At 60.8% G+C, this 14788-nt stretch carries 18 protein-coding genes; 3 read left to right on the top strand and 15 right to left on the bottom strand.

The genetic code is table 11. From position 1 onward, the window contains the following. Nucleotides 1-18: 18 nt before the first annotated feature. The 4 genes from ACR3FE_RS02910 to ACR3FE_RS02925 all read right to left on the bottom strand — a co-directional run bounded on the left by ACR3FE_RS02910 (nt 19) and on the right by ACR3FE_RS02925 (nt 1764). On the bottom strand, nt 19-819 hold the full coding sequence (locus tag ACR3FE_RS02910) for a nitrilase-related carbon-nitrogen hydrolase (protein ID WP_458205293.1): 801 nt from the start codon (nt 817-819) through the stop codon (nt 19-21). Then, on the bottom strand, nt 816-1244 hold the full coding sequence (locus ACR3FE_RS02915; RefSeq protein WP_458205295.1) for an SRPBCC family protein: 429 nt from the start codon (nt 1242-1244) through the stop codon (nt 816-818). Before ACR3FE_RS02915 ends, ACR3FE_RS02910 begins: the two co-directional genes overlap by 4 nt. Nucleotides 1245-1282: 38 nt before the next feature. Next, nucleotides 1283-1507, bottom strand: coding sequence for a DUF7123 family protein (locus tag ACR3FE_RS02920; RefSeq protein WP_458205297.1), 225 nt, complete (start codon nt 1505-1507; stop codon nt 1283-1285). 68 nt (nt 1508-1575) lie between these two features. Further along, the gene (locus ACR3FE_RS02925; protein WP_458205299.1) at nt 1576-1764 is read right to left on the bottom strand and encodes a DUF7525 family protein; all 189 of its coding nucleotides are present in this window, start codon (nt 1762-1764) and stop codon (nt 1576-1578) included. Nucleotides 1765-1874: 110 nt separating this feature from the next. On the opposite strand from ACR3FE_RS02925, the gene ACR3FE_RS02930 reads away from it, so the two are divergent. Further along, a complete protein-coding gene (locus tag ACR3FE_RS02930; protein WP_458205301.1) occupies nt 1875-3086 on the top strand; it encodes an LEA/WHy family protein in 1212 nt (403 codons plus the stop codon). 119 nt (nt 3087-3205) lie between these two features. Further along, nucleotides 3206-3640 carry a DUF7528 family protein gene (locus ACR3FE_RS02935; RefSeq protein WP_458205303.1) on the top strand — a complete coding sequence of 145 codons (435 nt, stop codon included), beginning with the start codon at nt 3206-3208 and terminating at the stop codon, nt 3638-3640. Between the two features lie 310 nt (nt 3641-3950). Here the strand turns inward: ACR3FE_RS02935 and ACR3FE_RS02940 are convergent, their stop codons facing one another. The 8 genes from ACR3FE_RS02940 to ACR3FE_RS02975 all read right to left on the bottom strand — a co-directional run bounded on the left by ACR3FE_RS02940 (nt 3951) and on the right by ACR3FE_RS02975 (nt 11577). After that, nucleotides 3951-4979 (bottom strand): PhoU domain-containing protein, encoded by a 1029-nt coding sequence (locus ACR3FE_RS02940; RefSeq protein WP_458205305.1) that lies wholly within the window; start codon nt 4977-4979, stop codon nt 3951-3953. A 78-nt stretch (nt 4980-5057) separates the two neighbouring features. Next, nucleotides 5058-6122, bottom strand: a complete 1065-nt coding sequence (locus ACR3FE_RS02945; protein WP_458205307.1) for an ATP-NAD kinase family protein — start codon at nt 6120-6122, stop codon at nt 5058-5060. Nucleotides 6123-6386: 264 nt separating this feature from the next. Continuing rightward, complete coding sequence (locus tag ACR3FE_RS02950) at nt 6387-7079, bottom strand: competence/damage-inducible protein A (RefSeq protein ID WP_458205309.1); 693 nt, start codon at nt 7077-7079, stop codon at nt 6387-6389. A 31-nt stretch (nt 7080-7110) separates the two neighbouring features. Further along, nucleotides 7111-7881 (bottom strand): DUF5803 family protein, encoded by a 771-nt coding sequence (locus ACR3FE_RS02955; RefSeq protein WP_458205311.1) that lies wholly within the window; start codon nt 7879-7881, stop codon nt 7111-7113. Next, nucleotides 7878-8561 carry a DUF2110 family protein gene (locus ACR3FE_RS02960; RefSeq protein ID WP_458205313.1) on the bottom strand — a complete coding sequence of 228 codons (684 nt, stop codon included), beginning with the start codon at nt 8559-8561 and terminating at the stop codon, nt 7878-7880. The genes ACR3FE_RS02955 and ACR3FE_RS02960 overlap by 4 nt, the downstream gene beginning before the upstream one ends. After that, the gene (gene tfe / locus ACR3FE_RS02965) at nt 8561-9088 is read right to left on the bottom strand and encodes a transcription factor E (protein ID WP_458205315.1); all 528 of its coding nucleotides are present in this window, start codon (nt 9086-9088) and stop codon (nt 8561-8563) included. Before tfe ends, ACR3FE_RS02960 begins: the two co-directional genes overlap by 1 nt. Nucleotides 9089-9369: 281 nt before the next feature. Beyond that, nucleotides 9370-9915 carry a tRNA (cytidine(56)-2'-O)-methyltransferase gene (locus ACR3FE_RS02970; RefSeq protein ID WP_458205317.1) on the bottom strand — a complete coding sequence of 182 codons (546 nt, stop codon included), beginning with the start codon at nt 9913-9915 and terminating at the stop codon, nt 9370-9372. Between the two features lie 93 nt (nt 9916-10008). Further along, a complete protein-coding gene (locus ACR3FE_RS02975; RefSeq protein WP_458205319.1) occupies nt 10009-11577 on the bottom strand; it encodes a Na+/H+ antiporter NhaC family protein in 1569 nt (522 codons plus the stop codon). 165 nt (nt 11578-11742) lie between these two features. Between ACR3FE_RS02975 and ACR3FE_RS02980 the strand changes: the two genes are divergently transcribed. After that, nucleotides 11743-12672, top strand: coding sequence for an NAD-dependent epimerase/dehydratase family protein (locus tag ACR3FE_RS02980; protein ID WP_458205321.1), 930 nt, complete (start codon nt 11743-11745; stop codon nt 12670-12672). 15 nt (nt 12673-12687) lie between these two features. On the opposite strand, the gene ACR3FE_RS02985 is transcribed toward ACR3FE_RS02980, so the two are convergent. The 3 genes from ACR3FE_RS02985 to ACR3FE_RS02995 form a co-directional block, all read right to left on the bottom strand. Next, nucleotides 12688-13020 carry a BsuPI-related putative proteinase inhibitor gene (locus ACR3FE_RS02985; protein ID WP_458205322.1) on the bottom strand — a complete coding sequence of 111 codons (333 nt, stop codon included), beginning with the start codon at nt 13018-13020 and terminating at the stop codon, nt 12688-12690. Nucleotides 13021-13059: 39 nt separating this feature from the next. Continuing rightward, nucleotides 13060-13248, bottom strand: a complete 189-nt coding sequence (locus tag ACR3FE_RS02990; protein WP_458205324.1) for a hypothetical protein — start codon at nt 13246-13248, stop codon at nt 13060-13062. A 333-nt stretch (nt 13249-13581) separates the two neighbouring features. Further along, nucleotides 13582-14772, bottom strand: a complete 1191-nt coding sequence (locus ACR3FE_RS02995; RefSeq protein WP_458205326.1) for a S8 family peptidase — start codon at nt 14770-14772, stop codon at nt 13582-13584. Nucleotides 14773-14788: the final 16 nt, after the last annotated feature.

The raw sequence follows: 14788 nt of genomic DNA on the forward strand, positions 1-14788 counted from the left end.
TCCGTTTTCTCGCGTCGATCAGCGCCGTCTGTCGTGCCACGCCGGGAATTCCTCGCGCACGTGCTCGACCCGCGCGAGGTCGATATCCCGGACGACGAGCGCCGGTTCGTCACCAGTACTTGCGAGAAGGTGTCCCCACGGGTCGTACACCGTCGAACGACCGATCAGGGTCGCGTCTTCGTAGGAACCGGAGCCGTTGATGGTGGCGACGAAACACTGATTCTCGATGGCTCGCGCGCGAGAGAGCACCTGCCAATGTTCGACTCGGGGGTAAGGCCACGCACTCGGGACGAGGACGAGGTTCGCGCCCGCCGCCGCGATGTCGCGGTAGAGTTCGGGAAATCGCAGGTCGTAACAGGTCGTCATCCCGATGGTCGCGTCTTCGAACTCGGCGATGCCGAGCGACTCACCGGGGACGAGCATCTCGGCTTCGGCGGATTCGTAGCCGAAGAGGTGATGTTTCCGGTACACCGCCTGCCGGTTCCCATCGCGGTCGAAGAAGACGGAGGTGTTTGCGAGACCCTCGTCGGCGGGAGTCTCGCCGTCGGTCAGAGAGAGGTCTTCGACGATGCTCCCCGCGAGAACCGCGATATCGTGTTCGGCGGCGAGGTCGCTCATCTGTGCAAGCGTCGGCCCGTCGAGTGGCTCCGCGTTTCGCTGGTACGTCTCGAACGCGAAGTAGCCGACGTTGAATATCTCGGGGAGCGCGACGAGGTCGGCATCCTGGTGGGCGGCCGATTCGATGGCTGCTGCCGCCCGTTCGCGGTTCGCTTCGACGTTTCCGCCGTCGATGGCGAGTTGTGCGAGTGCGAGTCTCATGACGGCACACCGATCTCGTCGCGGAGGGCGTCTTCGAGGTTCGTCAGTTCGTCGTCCAGATGCTTCTTGAAATAGCGTTCGATACCGGGAACACGACCCTCGACGACGAAGCGGTTGGCGAGTCGGCACCCCTCGTCCGTGGGTTCGATCTCGTGTTCACCGGTCACGCGCATGGCGGAGGAGCGACCGACGAACTTCACGTACTCCGGCTCTTTGCGGGTGATGTCCTCTGTTTCGACGGGAATCGTTCGATTCACGAACGGAATCGGGAGCTCGATATGCCACGTCGCACGATTGCCACTTCCAGCATCGTAGTCGGCGACGACGCTGATAGCACTGGCTCGCCGTTTTGGGTCGGCGATGAACTCCCAGACCTCTTCGGGAGGGACTGGAAGGTCGAAGGTTCGCTCTACCCGGACGGTCATAGGTCTAGATTGGCGTGTGGTGGTAAAAACCCAACCACTTAGCTCGGGCTAACCTTCCACGTCGTCGAACGAGCGCGCCCCCACTTCTCGATATCTACGTCGTCGGACTTCTCGGCGAGTGTCGGAAGCCGAGACCCGACCTGTTTCGAGGAGAGCCCGAGATGCTTGGCGATGTTCTTCGCGCGGAAGTAGCGCTCACCACCAGCTACGCTGTCGCGCAGGAATTCGAGGATCCGCCGTTCCTCGTCGGTGAACTCTGTCATCTTCGCTACCACTACGTGCCTGACGGTCTTAACGATTTTCCCCCCATAGAACAAGTGCTGATTTCTCGTCAGTTCGAGTAGACGTGATTCGCCGCGACTGCCAACACGCCTGCTGTGACGGCGGTTGCAAAGCCCCATGCGGCGGTTTCGGTACCAGGTGTGACGAACGTCAGTGCCGCGCCAGCGACGGCAACGAGCGTGAAAAGGACTGAGAGACCGACCCCCATGTCCGTCGAAACTGCCTGAGTTCCTGCCATGCCTCACCCTTACCGCAGGGATGACTTAGTTCATTCTACTCGAATTCGATACCACCGTTGACAGATACGCAAGTCGAGGATTTTTAGTGTCACACCACGGGAACCCGAGTATGGTCGTGGGACTACTCAAGACACTGTTACCCATCGGAAAGCGAGGATTTCTCGTCGTCGCCCTCGTTGCTGCGCTGGTCGGCGCCGGTGTGCTTTCGGGTGTGTTCGGGGCACCCCGCGTGGTCGGCATCGACAACGAGTTCGGCGACGTGACGAACGAGACGACGGAGATTCGCACCGCACTCGTCGTGGACAACCCCAATCCCTTCGGCGTGAAGGTGGGGAACACGTCGGTGAACTACACCGTCGAGATGAACGACGTGGCGATGGCGTCGGGCGAGCGGTCGAACCTCGGACTCGACCGAGGAAACACGACGCTCCAGTTCTCGACGCAGATGCAGAACGGGAAGATCCCCGAGTGGTGGGTGAGCCACATCCAGAACGACGAGCAGACGACGCTCCGAGTCCAGTCGAAGGTTCACTCGTCCGTCGTCGGTCGTTCTGTGCGCGTGCCGTACAGCCAGCAGATCGAGACGGACATCATCAGCGAGTTCAACTCGACGGAGACGCGCCCCGTGAACGCGAACGTTCCGCTGGTCTCCGACCCGGTGCTCTACGTGAACGAGACGAGCGCAAACTGGGGGTCGGTCACGTGCGAGCGAACGCCCATCCGGATGCAGATGGTGGTATACAACCCCAAGCAGGTGCCGTACACTATCTCGGAGATTGGATACGAGATGACGATGAACGGCATCGCGGTCGGTAACGGCACGACCGGAAAACCGTACACGATTCCGGCGAACTCCGAACAGACGGTTCAGATGCAGACCGTCATCCGCAACCAGAAACTCGACGATTGGTGGGTGAGCCACCTCGAAAACGACCAGCAGACCGACCTGAAGATCGACTTCTACGCGAAGATCGAACTGCCGACCGGCGACACGGTTCGCGTACCACTCCGAGAACTCACCTACGAAAAGCAGATCGAGACGCACATCTTCGAGAACGATTCGGTCGAAGGCGCGGTCGAACAGGGGAATGGAACGACCGCACCCGACGAGACGACGGACGGCGATTCGGGAACGACCGGTGAGACGGAAACGACGCCAACGGGAACGACCAGTGAGACGGCTGACGAGCAGACGAGGAATACCGACGAAACGACGACCGATTCGGATACCGGCGGGACGACCGATGGTGATGGGACGACCACGACGGATGATGGCGGATTACTCGGAAGCGTGCTGGCTCCCGGCGCGGTCTTCCGGTAGCGCGGTATTTTCCTCCGCCGATAGAGTTTTCAATTTGGGGCTTCCAATTCCAGGTATGCCACGGAGTAGTCACTCTCCTGGTCGAGTTCTTCTCGGGCGATGAGAGTGCCGTAACGGCGATGCGAGACGGTGAATCGATAGTTCTGGACATCGACGGGCAGTCGTACGAGCTGTCACGCGAGGCGGCGACCGAACTGCAAGATGCTGTCGGGGACGCACTGACTGAACGCCGCGAGTTCTTCCGCACTGCGGGCACGTTCCGCGAAGATGGAAGCTACGAGGTATCCCGCCGCAGTGCCGACTCGGCGGGGAACGCGAAGGTGTTCCCGAGTTTCGACGCGATGGTGCGTCTGTTCGACCGCCTGCCGGACGAGTTCAGCGCAGAGGATATCGGTCGAACCGGTATCACGGGGTCGCGGCGACACCTGCTGGTTCGACACTTCGCGGAGCATCCGGATTTCGCCTGCCAGATCGGTTCGCGAAATCCCCTGACCGCGAAGAAAGAGATCGAAGTCGTCGGCGACGACGCGACGGCGGAGGTCGGAGCGGACTAGGAAGTTAACTCGGCAAATGGAGATCGTGGTGTGGGTGTCGAAGTGACCACCGCCGCTGACTCGAAGCTTTGTCCTCACTCAGTCAGTCACTCGTAGCTTCGCCACTCTCCTTCCATCGCTCGCGAGAGAATGAGTGGAGGAGGCGCGAAGCGCCTCCGAGAGAGCGACCGAGTGAGGGCGTGACCAGGCCTCAGCGTTAGCAGCGTTCCTGGCTCCGCTAACTGCCGTTTCAATGCGAGAGGGCAGTACATTTCAGTACGATTCAGTACAAACGGTCTCGAGAACGCTCGAAAAACGAAGTTGTCGCGTCTCAGTTGATGGTCGTGTGTTCGCTCTCCTCGTTGAGCGCCAGATTTGCGGCGATCTCGGCGTTTCGCATGGCGTACTGGGCCGTCTGCTGGAGGCTGACGAGCACGTCCCGAACCTGGAGGAGGTCGTCGTTCGACATCTCCGGCAAGTCAGAGAGGATGTCCGACTCGCGGTCACCGAGTTCGTGGAACTTCCGGCGCACTTCGAGCGTCATGCCGTAGTCGCGCTCGACCGCCGCTTTCACCGCGAGTGCGGTCACCTCGTCCACCTGGTCGGTGAATTCCCGAATCCGTCGCATGGTGCTCTGGTCGACTTCGAGGGTGTGGTCGTCGGCATCCAGAACGATATCCGCGATGTCCTCCGCGTTGTCCGCCGTCAGTTCGAGATTCTTCGCGATCGAACGATAGCCGATGAGGGGGAACCCGCTGTCCAACCCCACCGCACGGGCGAGGTTCGGGTTCTCGTGAGCCGTGAAGATGAGCCGCAAGAGCAGGACGAAGATCTTGTTCGCCTGTCGCTCCCGGTTCAGCGCCCGCTGTGCGAGGTCGGGGTTCCCGTGGGCGAGTGCCTTCACCGCCTCGCCGCGCATCGTGCTGCCCGTATTTTCCAGTCGCTCAAGCAGGTTGTCCAGGTCGAAGTCCTCAGGGTCGACGGAACATCGAATGGCGATGCTGTCGGGGGTCTCCTCGATTACTCCAAGTCCCATCAACTGCGTCTCCGCGTTGTACACCGCGTTGATGTGGCTACTCTCCAGAGTCTCGTCGCTCACGACGTGGATGACTCGCCGCCCGAGCACGTACTGGGCGACGATGGCGCGTTCGACTGCGTCAGCGTCGAGTTTCTCGGTGTGGATCGTCGCCTCGGCTTCGTCGTCGTGCGCCGACTCCGGAAGGACGGTGAGAGAGCCTTTGCCGCTGATTCGAAGCGACACTTCGTCGCCCTTTTCGACCGCGTGTTCCTGTGCCCACTCGGCGGGGAGGGTCATCGCCAACGTCGATGGTCCCAGTCGCTGCACCTTCCGTGTTTCCATACCCTTCCATTTTCGCACGAACCCTTAAACCCCACCCAATGTCACTAGATGCCTTACACTACATTCGATATAGATATCCTACACTACCTTCATCATCCGTTGCTCGTACCGGCCGATCCGAACCTTGTGCCAGCCTCGGAGGGAGTCGTCTACCGATTCGTCGCTGGTATCGACGCGGAGGACGCCGATTCCGTCGAGTTTCGTCTTCGAGGCGACGACCTCCACGTCGGATCGGCGGATCACAGCAGGGGATATCTGGTCGTTTCCACGTCCGAAGACGAACCCCTGCCCGCCGATGGGTGAGACGACGATGACGTTTCGTTCCCCGAGGTGTGTCAGGATCTCCTCCTCGTTCGCATCACGTGCAACGACCTCGCCATCCCGCCACACGTCCACGCCGAGTGGCGATCCGTCGAATCCCAGTTCGGATTTTATCGCCCCCACCGTACTCCCCGGCCCGAGAACGTAGGTGACGCCGTCTTCAACGTCGGCAGCGACCCCCGCCGCGAGGCTCTCGACGGTTCCGCCACCGAGTTGCTTGCTCGACTGGAGTGATTCGGCCACGGGCACGCGCGCGACGGCTTTCAGTTCGGCTCGCACCTCACCCTCCCGGTAGGCGTCTTCGTCGATATCGTTCACTTCGCGCTCTTCGACGCGGTCGAACGACGCCGCGACTCTCCCCGCCGCCTTCGGCGTCACCGCGAACACCGACGAGTAGATCTTCACGCCAGCGGGCACGCCGAGCATCGGAATCTCCGTGTCGCAGTCAGCCAGTGTTTCGGCGACGTCAACGGCAGTTCCGTCACCGCCGACGAAGAGTAACAGATCGACGTCCTCCACCACGAGCGCCCGGACTGCTTCGCGGGTGTCCTCGGCAGTCGTCTCGTCTCCGCTGGGTTCGCCGACTACCTCGGGGTCGAACCCCGCAGCACGGGCTTCTTCGACCCCCATCTCGCTACCGTAGGTCAGGATCTCGGTGTCGGGAGCACGCTCTTCGAGTGCAGCCAGGGCAGCGACCGCTCGCTCCGGCGCACGCTGTTTTGCCCCGCGCTCCCGTGCTTCTGCGACTTTCCCATCTGTTCCCTTCAGACCGACTCGCCCACCCATGCCAGCGATTGGGTTGACGACCACGCCGATTCGCATGGCGGAGGGTTGGTCAGCACGGATTAAAAGACGTGTGGGCGAAGAGTATGGACGTCGGCTGAATGTTGCCGATCGTCAGTTTGTGGACTCTACAACAACGGTTCCCGCACTCGGTTGTCAAGAGTTAAGAGTGCAGGCTGGCTACCGCCGAGTATGTTCCCACTCGCAGAGACGTTCCCCACGAACGCAGCAGGTATCGTCGTTCTCGTCGTCGGATTCGCCTCGGTCGCAGCGTGGCTGGCGTATCTATACCGTTAAGACGGCTTACGGTTCGGGCCGCTCGACTCGCTCGCGTAACCAGTCGGCGGCATTTCGCACGGCATCCTCGTCCGACCCCTCGATCTTGACCCGGACGTGGTCGCCGGGATAGCTTCCGACCTTCACGTCGAATCGTTCTTGTAGCTTCTCAAACCGGTCGAGGAGAGCACTCTCCGGCTCGGCTGCCGGAACGACCGTTCTGAAGTGTGGCCCGCCGTCGAACTCGTCGGCCACGAGTTCGAACATCGCTCGCATCTCGGTGGGGACGCCCGGGAGGACGTAGATTCCCTGTATCGCTGCGCCCGGAGCGACGCCAGTTTCGTTCGGGAGCATCCGCGATCCCTTCGGGAGGTGGGTCGTCCCTGCGACGAGGTCGGCGTGTTCGTAGTCGGTGTGTTCTTCGATCCACTGAACCGCTTCTGCGTGTTCCTCTACCGGGACGCCGACCGCAGCCGCGACGCCCTCCATCGTCAGGTCGTCGTGGGTCGGCCCGAGGCCTCCCGTGACGATGACGGCGTCGTACTCGGCGAGCGACTCGTTGACGACGCGAGCGATATCGGCCACGCGGTCTGGTACGACGAACACGCGTTCGACCGAGACGCCACGCTCGGTCAGTCGCTCGCCGATCCATGCGGCGTTCGTGTTGACAGTGTCACCGGAGAGGATCTCGTCTCCGACAGTAACCAGCGCAACTCGCATACCGAATGGTGGGACGCCAGACGGAAAAGGGCTATCGCATCCCCGGTGGTGGGTCGTCGCCGAAATCGTCGTCCGAGATATCCACGTTCAGCCCCATCTCCTCGCGTTTCCGTTCCAACTCTCGAATCTGGAGTCGATAGTACGCGAGTCCGACGAGTCCGACCAGCAGGGCGACACCGACGACGCCGGCGAAGATGAACTTATCTCGCGCCAGATAGTAGCGAACCGAGATGGAGTCGGGATTTATCGACTCGTCCCAGATGACGTGAACCCGACCGTCGTGAGTCTCGGTACTGTACCCACCGGGACGGACGTCGCTCAGCAAGAAGATATCGACGCGCATTCCAGGTGGGATGGCGACTTCGTAGGTCTTGTCCTTGAGGTAGGTCGGCACCGAGAACGTCTTTCCTCGTCGCGGGGCGGTGTACGCGAGTTTGCCGTTCGCCTGTGGCGGCGTGATGATGGTCTTCGATTTCGTCTTCTTCACGCGAATCTGATTGGCACCGACGACCGTTCCGTTCGGATAGCGGAACTTGACCGCTGAGATCTCGACGGGAGCTTTCTCTCCGAAGGACTCCTCCTGGTGAATCTCGAGCGTCTTCTTCCCGCCGAGGTCGTAGATGGCCTGATACTGGTTGCTGGAGACGTTGTAGGTCACGTCCTGTTCGGTATCCCAGTCGTAGCTCGCGTTCTTTTCGAGTTTCTCCTGGTCTATCTGGTCTGGACCGAACACCGAGGAACACCCCGCGCTGGCCGCGAGCAGGGCGAGCAAGCCGAACGCGAAGAGGAGCCGTCGATTCATGGAATGACGCAACGGATCTCGGCCGGGATGTACTCACCGATACTGGCGAGCAGTCCCGGCGGGTCGGTGTCTTCCGTGCAGACGATACTCTGTTCGAGCAGGCCCAGTCGCTCGACCGTCACGATGTCGCGCGCGTGTCCGGCGCGATTGACAGTCGCACGAACTTCGCCGCGCGTCGCGCTGTTGACGTTTACGCGCCCGCTGCCGCGCGACCACTCGTAGAGGCGGTCGCGCTCTTCGTCCGCGAGGTGGGAGGGGTCGCCATCCGATCCTCCCTCGCCGTACACGAATCGCATCGGGAGGTGTTGAACGAGACCGAATCGTTCGACGATCTGGGCTGGTTTGCCGGGGCCGAGACCGAGTTCCGATGCTGGGATCCGAACGTCCTGTCCGGCATCGAGAACGAACCCATCGTCGTCCCACGATTCGAGCGTCCCGACGTAGGTTTCACCTGCGCGAAGGTTCGGGGTGACCTCGCCCCACTCCTCGCGGAGGACGTTCCGAGCGATGACCTCGTCCTCGCCTTCGACCGTCACCGAGACGAACTCGTCGCGCCGGACGCCGATCTCGTACGCCACGTCGAGGTCGCCGACTGCGTTCTCGACGAGGGATTCGAGCCCATCGAGCGTGCGTCGTTTCGCCTCTCCGCTAACGTACACTTTCGTAGCGAGGACGACCATTATACACCGAGTTCCTCGACGTTGAGTTCGCGTTCGAGTTCGTCGATCCGTTCGTCCATCGAATCGACCAGCATTACGTTGTCCATCGATTCGAGTGGGGAACCACATTCGGGACACTCGAAGCCGAAGTCCATCGCCTCGCCGAACTCGAAGCGAAGCGAGCAGATCTCACAGAGGTAGAACTCGTGATTTCGTTCGTACTCCTCGCGCTGTCTCAGCGCGTCGAGCAGGCGGTACATCTCTTCTTCGAGATTCTCCGGGATCTTGTCGTACTCGAACGTCCAGAGGTAGGTGAGCCACCCCGAATCCTCGTCTCGGAGTCGCCGGTAGGTCGCGAGATCGTTCTCGTAGAGGATGAACAGCGCCCGTCGAACGTCGTTGAGTTCGAGGTCGAGCTCCTCCGCGAGCTCCTCGTCGGTGACCTCGCCATCCGGCGGCGCGGCGGCGACCGGCATTCCCTTCGGTCCGACCAGTTCGTGGAGATACTTCTGGATCACCGGGTCACTCAGTAGGTCCTCGAAAGCCATTGATATGTTATACCGGGTGGTTCATCTGTTTAAAACCATCGGGAGGCGGTCGAAGTGAGTCGTTCCGATGCGCTCGCATGGGTTCGCGTAGTCGGTGGAAATGCGATACGGAACGTTCGAGGGGCATCTCTGGGACATAACGACGAACTCATTCGGAAATCCCGAATCGACCAATCAGTACAAAATAGTACATCTCAGTACAATACGATGGGAGATTCAGAACGTGCCTCTCGTTATAAAATCGCCATCCAACCCAAACTCACCCATCTAACCGAACCCATCTACTCCCCGTCTTCGACCGGTTCCACCCGCTTTCCCGTCTCCATGGGAATCACGCGTTGCTCGGCGTCTTCCCACTCGCGCTCCAGTTCCCGGCCTTCGAACAGTCGGTCGAGAAACACGGCCAGTCCGGCCACTTCGGAGTGGGGTTGGTTCGTCACGCCGACGTTCCAGTCGGCGGCCTCGTACACGTCGAACGAGACCTTTTCAGCGCCGACGACGACGAGCAGTGGGGCGTCGGCGTGGGCGTTCCGAACGTCGTCCTCCACGTCCTGAACCCGCTCGCCGTACATCGTCAGGTGGACGACCCGCCCCTCCCAGTTCCGGATCAGTGCCTTCTGGCTCTCTGAGCATTCGACCTCGAACGGGCCACCGAAGCGGTCGGTGATGTCCGCGATGGTGTCACGCGACTTCCCAGCGTTGTCGGGGAGGACTACGCGGTCTGCCCCCAGTGCGCGGGCCGTGAGACCGACGTGAGTGGTCATCCGCTCGTCACGCCCAGGGCGATGACCGAGGCGGACGACGGTGACCGATGGTTCGTTCTGCATGGTCGGGTGGATGCAGGCGAGGAGTTAGGGGGTTTCGAATCTCAGTCGGGAGATGGGGTTCGAATCTCGGAGAAGTGGTAGCTGACGCGCTGTTCAGTCGAACACCTGTGCGACACCCATCTTGCTGGTCACGCCGACGTACTCGGAGAGGAGGTAGGTCGCGCCGATGAGCGCGCCGAGACCGAGGGTGAGCGTGACGCCGACCGGGAGACCGCTGTAGCCGCTGACGAGAAACGCGACCGTCGCTAATCCAGCAGCCATCAGGGCGTACGGTATCTGGGTGTTGACGTGATCGACGTGGTCGCTGGCGGCGAACATACTCGACATGACGGTCGTATCACTGATGGGCGAGCAGTGGTCGCCGAACAGTGCCCCCGTCAAGATCGCTCCGATAGCCATCTGCATCGGCGTCCCGAGCGTGTGCGCTAGCGGAACGGCGACCGGGAATAGGATTCCCATCGTTCCCCACGAGGTGCCGATACAGAAGCTGATGATGGCTGCGCTCAGGAACACGACCGCCGGAAGCAGTTCGGGCGTGATGATGCCCTTCGAAACGCTGACGACGTAGGGGCCGACGCCCAAAGCCTGGCTGACCGAACCGATGCTCCACGCGAGAGAAAGGATAGCAACCGGGAACATCACCATCTTGAACCCTTCGAAGATGGAATCGCTGACCTTGTTCAAACCGATTCGTGCGTGACCGACGAGGATGGCGAGTACCGTCGCACAGCCCGCCATCGCCGCCCAGAGGATGGCGTCGGCCGTGCTTGCTTCCTTCAGCGCGTTGCTGAACGACTTTCCAGCCATTCCACCGCCAGTGTACCAGAGGCTGAAGATGGTAACAGCGACGAGGACGAGGATGGGTGAGACGAAGTACCACCAGTGCGGGTCAACGTGGTCAGGGGTCTCGATGTCGCTCGCTTGCGTCTCCATCAGCGGGTTGGCGTCGTCACGGAGCACCTTCCCTTCCTGACGGGCGCGACGTTCGGCGGCCCGCATCGGGCCGAAATCCCAATCGGTGAGGACGACGATGAACACTAGCGCCAGCGCGAACAGGCTGTAGAAGCGGAACGGGATGGACTGGATGAACACCACGAAGGCGTTCTTCTGAATACCCAGGTTGTTGAACTGCTGGGTGATGAGACCCACTTCGAAGCCGAGCCACGTCGAGACGACCGCGATACTTGCTGTCGGAGCGGTCGTCGAATCGAGGATGTAGGCCAGTTTCTCCCGGCTCACGTTGAAGCGGTCGGTCACGGGGCGCATCACCGACCCCGAGATCATCGTACTCGCGTAAGAGTCGAAGAAAATGAGCATGCCCAGAATCGAGGTGCCGAGTTGGGCCTGCCGACTCGTCTTCACCCGTTTGACAATGGCGTCCGCCACCGAGCGCATCCCGCCGGAGAGGAATATCATCCCCAGCATCGCGCCGATGAGGAACGTGAACAACAACAATTTGATGTTGAAGCTGTCGGTGAGGTTCGTCACGACGAACTGGAGACCACGAGCAGCCCCAGCGACTGGATTCCATCCGACGAGAATCGTCGCACCGATCCAGATTCCGGCGAACAGCGACAGCAACGCCTGCCTTGTCACCAGCGTCAGTATGATGGCGAGCAGTGCCGGGAACAGACTAATCAGACCGAAGGTTTCGGATGGCATCGTGATAGACACTATCAGTCACAGAAATAAGCGTTATTGGCGGCAGCTGAAAAGATAGATTAAGATTTGTATTACGGACTTTATATATTTGTTCAAAATTTCTAGCTTTCTCGCGTTCTGCTGAAGACCGGAAAACACTTGCGCGCAACCTACACAGATGAGGATATGCAACTTACCGGTAAACGAGTGCTCGTAACCGGCGGTGCGGGACTGGTCGGCTCTCACCTCGCAAAGCGACTGGCCGAAGCAAACGACGTGACCGTCGCGGACGACCTCTCGAAGGGAACCCGCGACCGTGTTCCCGAAGGCGTCGAGTTCGTGCAGGCAGATATGACCGACGAAGACGACGTGGCCGAGGTCGTCACCGAGGATCTCGACATCGTCTTTCACTTCGCGGCGTACACCGATACGAACTACTCCGACCCGCGCCAGTTGTTCGAAGAGAACGGCGAGATGACGTACAACGTCCTCGAACGGATGCACGAGGTCGGCGTCTCCAACCTCGCGTTCACCTCCTCCTCGACGGTGTACGGCGAAGCACCGATGCCGACGCCGGAGGATTACGCCCCCCTCGAACCGATCAGCATCTACGGCGCGAGCAAACTCGCCGACGAGGGAATCGTCTCGACGTACGCCCACTCGCACGACATCACGGCGTGGGTGTATCGGTTCGCCAACATCGTCGGTCCACACCAGCGCGGCAACGTTATCCCGGACTTCATCGAGAAACTCCTCGACGATCCCGAATCGCTGACCATCCTCGGAAACGGCCTTCAAGAGAAATCCTACCTCCACGTCGAGGAGTGCATCGACGCGATGTGCCACGTCGTCGAGCACGCAGACGACGACCTCAACATCTACAACCTCGGCACCAGAACGACCACCTCGGTCAATACCATCGCCGACATCGTGGCCAACGTGATGGAGCTCGACCCCGAGTACGAGTACACGGGCGGCGACCGTGGCTGGACTGGCGACGTTCCGAAGATGCGCCTCTCCATCGAGAAGCTCTCCGCACTCGGCTGGAACCCCTCCCAGAGCAGTGACGAAGCCGTTCGGAGAGCGGCTGAACAGCTGTACGACGAACTTCGGTGAGTGTTTCTCGGCGAACTACACCGAGAAGTCCGTTCGGGCTTCCACGTCTTCTTCCATGATTTCGAGCGTTGCGACGACCGTGTAGTATCCCGGACTGGGGTCGGCCCATCCCTCCGTGTAAGACTCCGACGTGCCGGGGTCGAACGTCTTCGACTGGAGCGCCTGCGTGTACATCCGGCCTTCGCTCGCCCGCCAGATCTCGTCTTCGTCTTCGAGTACCGCGAAATCCGCCTTGAGGCCGCTGCGGAAGGTCACGTCGACCGGGTCGGTGTCGGGATTTCGTATCGTCAGTTCGAACTCGACGGCTCCGTCCGTCGCCGTCGCGGTCACCTCGCTTTCGAGTGCCATTGATTCACCGTTCGACAGGGTGATTCGAAAAGGTTCCCCCTACGGCCAGTTCATCACCAGTTCACAACCGACTGCGACTACCACGTTGAGGAGACCTGCACCCAGTTCTTCCGGTGGGAGATCGAGGTCTATCGCGGTGTTCGTGAGCTGAGTTCGAGCCTTATCGTTCGGGAAGCCGAACTTCTGCATCAGGATGACCGCGGCACCTGCAACGTACGGGGCCGCCATCGAGGGCTCGTTTTCGCCCGGTCACATCCTCGAACCCGACGTTCACTTCGATCGTGTCGGGTCGGCCTGCTGAGACACCGCTGGCACCGAGTCCGACAATCGATGCACCGGTCATTTTCAGTACGGTTCGTCGTGACGTCTCCGAAGTTCGTTTCTGCATCTATTACAAGTATAATACGATGCAATATAGTTTTGACTATCGTAAGCATGGAGTAATTTACTAAGTCACCCTCGGTAACAGAATGGGGACCTCTCTCGAAGTATGGTCAGCAGTTGCAAAAAATGGGGTTTCGAAACGGAAGTTAACGAAGGGTTGGAGACGGTTCCGACCGTTTAGTTGTCGGAGGAGCCGTAACCGAGGGCGGCGGCCACGTCGAGCAGACCGTGGCCCTGCTCGTTGCTCGGTAGGCCGAGGTCTTTCGCCGTGCTCAGGATCTGGCTCTCTGCGTCACGAGCCGATTCGCCCTCCGCCATGAGCTGGCCGACGGCACCAGCGACGTGCGGCGTCGCCATCGACGTACCGGAGTAGGTTTCGTACCCACCGGGGACGGTCGAGTAGATGTCCGTACCAGGTGCGATGATGTCCACTTCGGGACCCTGGCTGGAGAACGACGACTGCTCGTCGCTGCTGTTCGAGGACGCAACTGCGATGGTCTCGGAGTAGGCTGCCGGGTAGCCGACACAGCCCGTACACTGGCCGTCGTTCCCCGCAGCAGCGATGAGGGAAACGCCGTTGTTGTAGGCGTACTTGATCGCGTCGTGGAGTGTCTGCGAGCCGGACGAGCCGCCGAGGCTCATGCTACCGACGTCCCAGCCCTGATCGGCGACGTACTCGACACCCGCCGCGATGTCGGAGTACGAACCGCTGCCACCACAGTCGAGCACTTTGACCGCGTGGAGCGTCGCATCGGGTGCGACACCGACGACACCTTCCGTGTTGTCGTCGCCAGCCGCGATGCCGGCGCAGTGGGTGCCGTGATTGTTGTCGTCGGACCACGAGTAGTTGCACGAGTTGCTGTTGCCTGAGAACATACAGCTTCCCGTCCAGCCGCCGGTCCCACAGGAGACGAACGCCTTGCCAGCGCCGAGGTAATCCTGTAGGTCTGGGTGGTCGTCGTCGATGCCGGTGTCGATGATGGCGATGTGGGCACCCTTCCCGGTTTCACTGTTCGCGTGGGCGACCTCAGCGTCCACGCGGTCGATTCCCCACGGGAGTGTCTCCGCGAGGGCGTGCATCGTGCCGTTCTCTTCGACGTACCGAACGTTCGGGTTGTTATCGAGACCCGTTGCCGCCTGCTTTGTCGTCCGAATCGTGATCGCGTCGATCGAGTTGAACTCACGAACCACGTCGCTCGCCGCGTCACGTGCGGCCGACAGACCTCGTTTGCTGCTGAACCCGACGTTCACTTCGACCGTGTCGTCGGGAGCCGCTGCCGCAAGGCCACTCGCACTTGTTGCAGCAATAGAACCGCCGGTCAGTTTGAGTACGTTACGCCGCGATACACCATTGGATTTCCTTTCCATGTAAGTTATAGTATAG

This window comes from Haladaptatus rarus, from assembly GCF_054177585.1.

Bases quoted from the DNA above. Each gene is read 5' to 3' on its own strand.
- ACR3FE_RS02910 (WP_458205293.1), bottom strand. From the start codon at position 819: ATGAGACTCGCACTCGCACAACTCGCCATCGACGGCGGAAACGTCGAA.
- ACR3FE_RS02915 (WP_458205295.1), bottom strand. From the start codon at position 1,244: ATGACCGTCCGGGTAGAGCGAACCTTCGACCTTCCAGTCCCTCCCGAA.
- ACR3FE_RS02920 (WP_458205297.1), bottom strand. From the start codon at position 1,507: ATGACAGAGTTCACCGACGAGGAACGGCGGATCCTCGAATTCCTGCGC.
- ACR3FE_RS02925 (WP_458205299.1), bottom strand. From the start codon at position 1,764: ATGGCAGGAACTCAGGCAGTTTCGACGGACATGGGGGTCGGTCTCTCA.
- ACR3FE_RS02930 (WP_458205301.1), top strand. From the start codon at position 1,875: ATGGTCGTGGGACTACTCAAGACACTGTTACCCATCGGAAAGCGAGGA.
- ACR3FE_RS02935 (WP_458205303.1), top strand. From the start codon at position 3,206: ATGCGAGACGGTGAATCGATAGTTCTGGACATCGACGGGCAGTCGTAC.
- ACR3FE_RS02940 (WP_458205305.1), bottom strand. From the start codon at position 4,979: ATGGAAACACGGAAGGTGCAGCGACTGGGACCATCGACGTTGGCGATG.
- ACR3FE_RS02945 (WP_458205307.1), bottom strand. From the start codon at position 6,122: ATGCGAATCGGCGTGGTCGTCAACCCAATCGCTGGCATGGGTGGGCGA.
- ACR3FE_RS02950 (WP_458205309.1), bottom strand. From the start codon at position 7,079: ATGCGAGTTGCGCTGGTTACTGTCGGAGACGAGATCCTCTCCGGTGAC.
- ACR3FE_RS02955 (WP_458205311.1), bottom strand. From the start codon at position 7,881: ATGAATCGACGGCTCCTCTTCGCGTTCGGCTTGCTCGCCCTGCTCGCG.
- ACR3FE_RS02960 (WP_458205313.1), bottom strand. From the start codon at position 8,561: ATGGTCGTCCTCGCTACGAAAGTGTACGTTAGCGGAGAGGCGAAACGA.
- tfe (WP_458205315.1), bottom strand. From the start codon at position 9,088: ATGGCTTTCGAGGACCTACTGAGTGACCCGGTGATCCAGAAGTATCTC.
- ACR3FE_RS02970 (WP_458205317.1), bottom strand. From the start codon at position 9,915: ATGCAGAACGAACCATCGGTCACCGTCGTCCGCCTCGGTCATCGCCCT.
- ACR3FE_RS02975 (WP_458205319.1), bottom strand. From the start codon at position 11,577: ATGCCATCCGAAACCTTCGGTCTGATTAGTCTGTTCCCGGCACTGCTC.
- ACR3FE_RS02980 (WP_458205321.1), top strand. From the start codon at position 11,743: ATGCAACTTACCGGTAAACGAGTGCTCGTAACCGGCGGTGCGGGACTG.
- ACR3FE_RS02985 (WP_458205322.1), bottom strand. From the start codon at position 13,020: ATGGCACTCGAAAGCGAGGTGACCGCGACGGCGACGGACGGAGCCGTC.
- ACR3FE_RS02990 (WP_458205324.1), bottom strand. From the start codon at position 13,248: ATGGCGGCCCCGTACGTTGCAGGTGCCGCGGTCATCCTGATGCAGAAG.
- ACR3FE_RS02995 (WP_458205326.1), bottom strand. From the start codon at position 14,772: ATGGAAAGGAAATCCAATGGTGTATCGCGGCGTAACGTACTCAAACTG.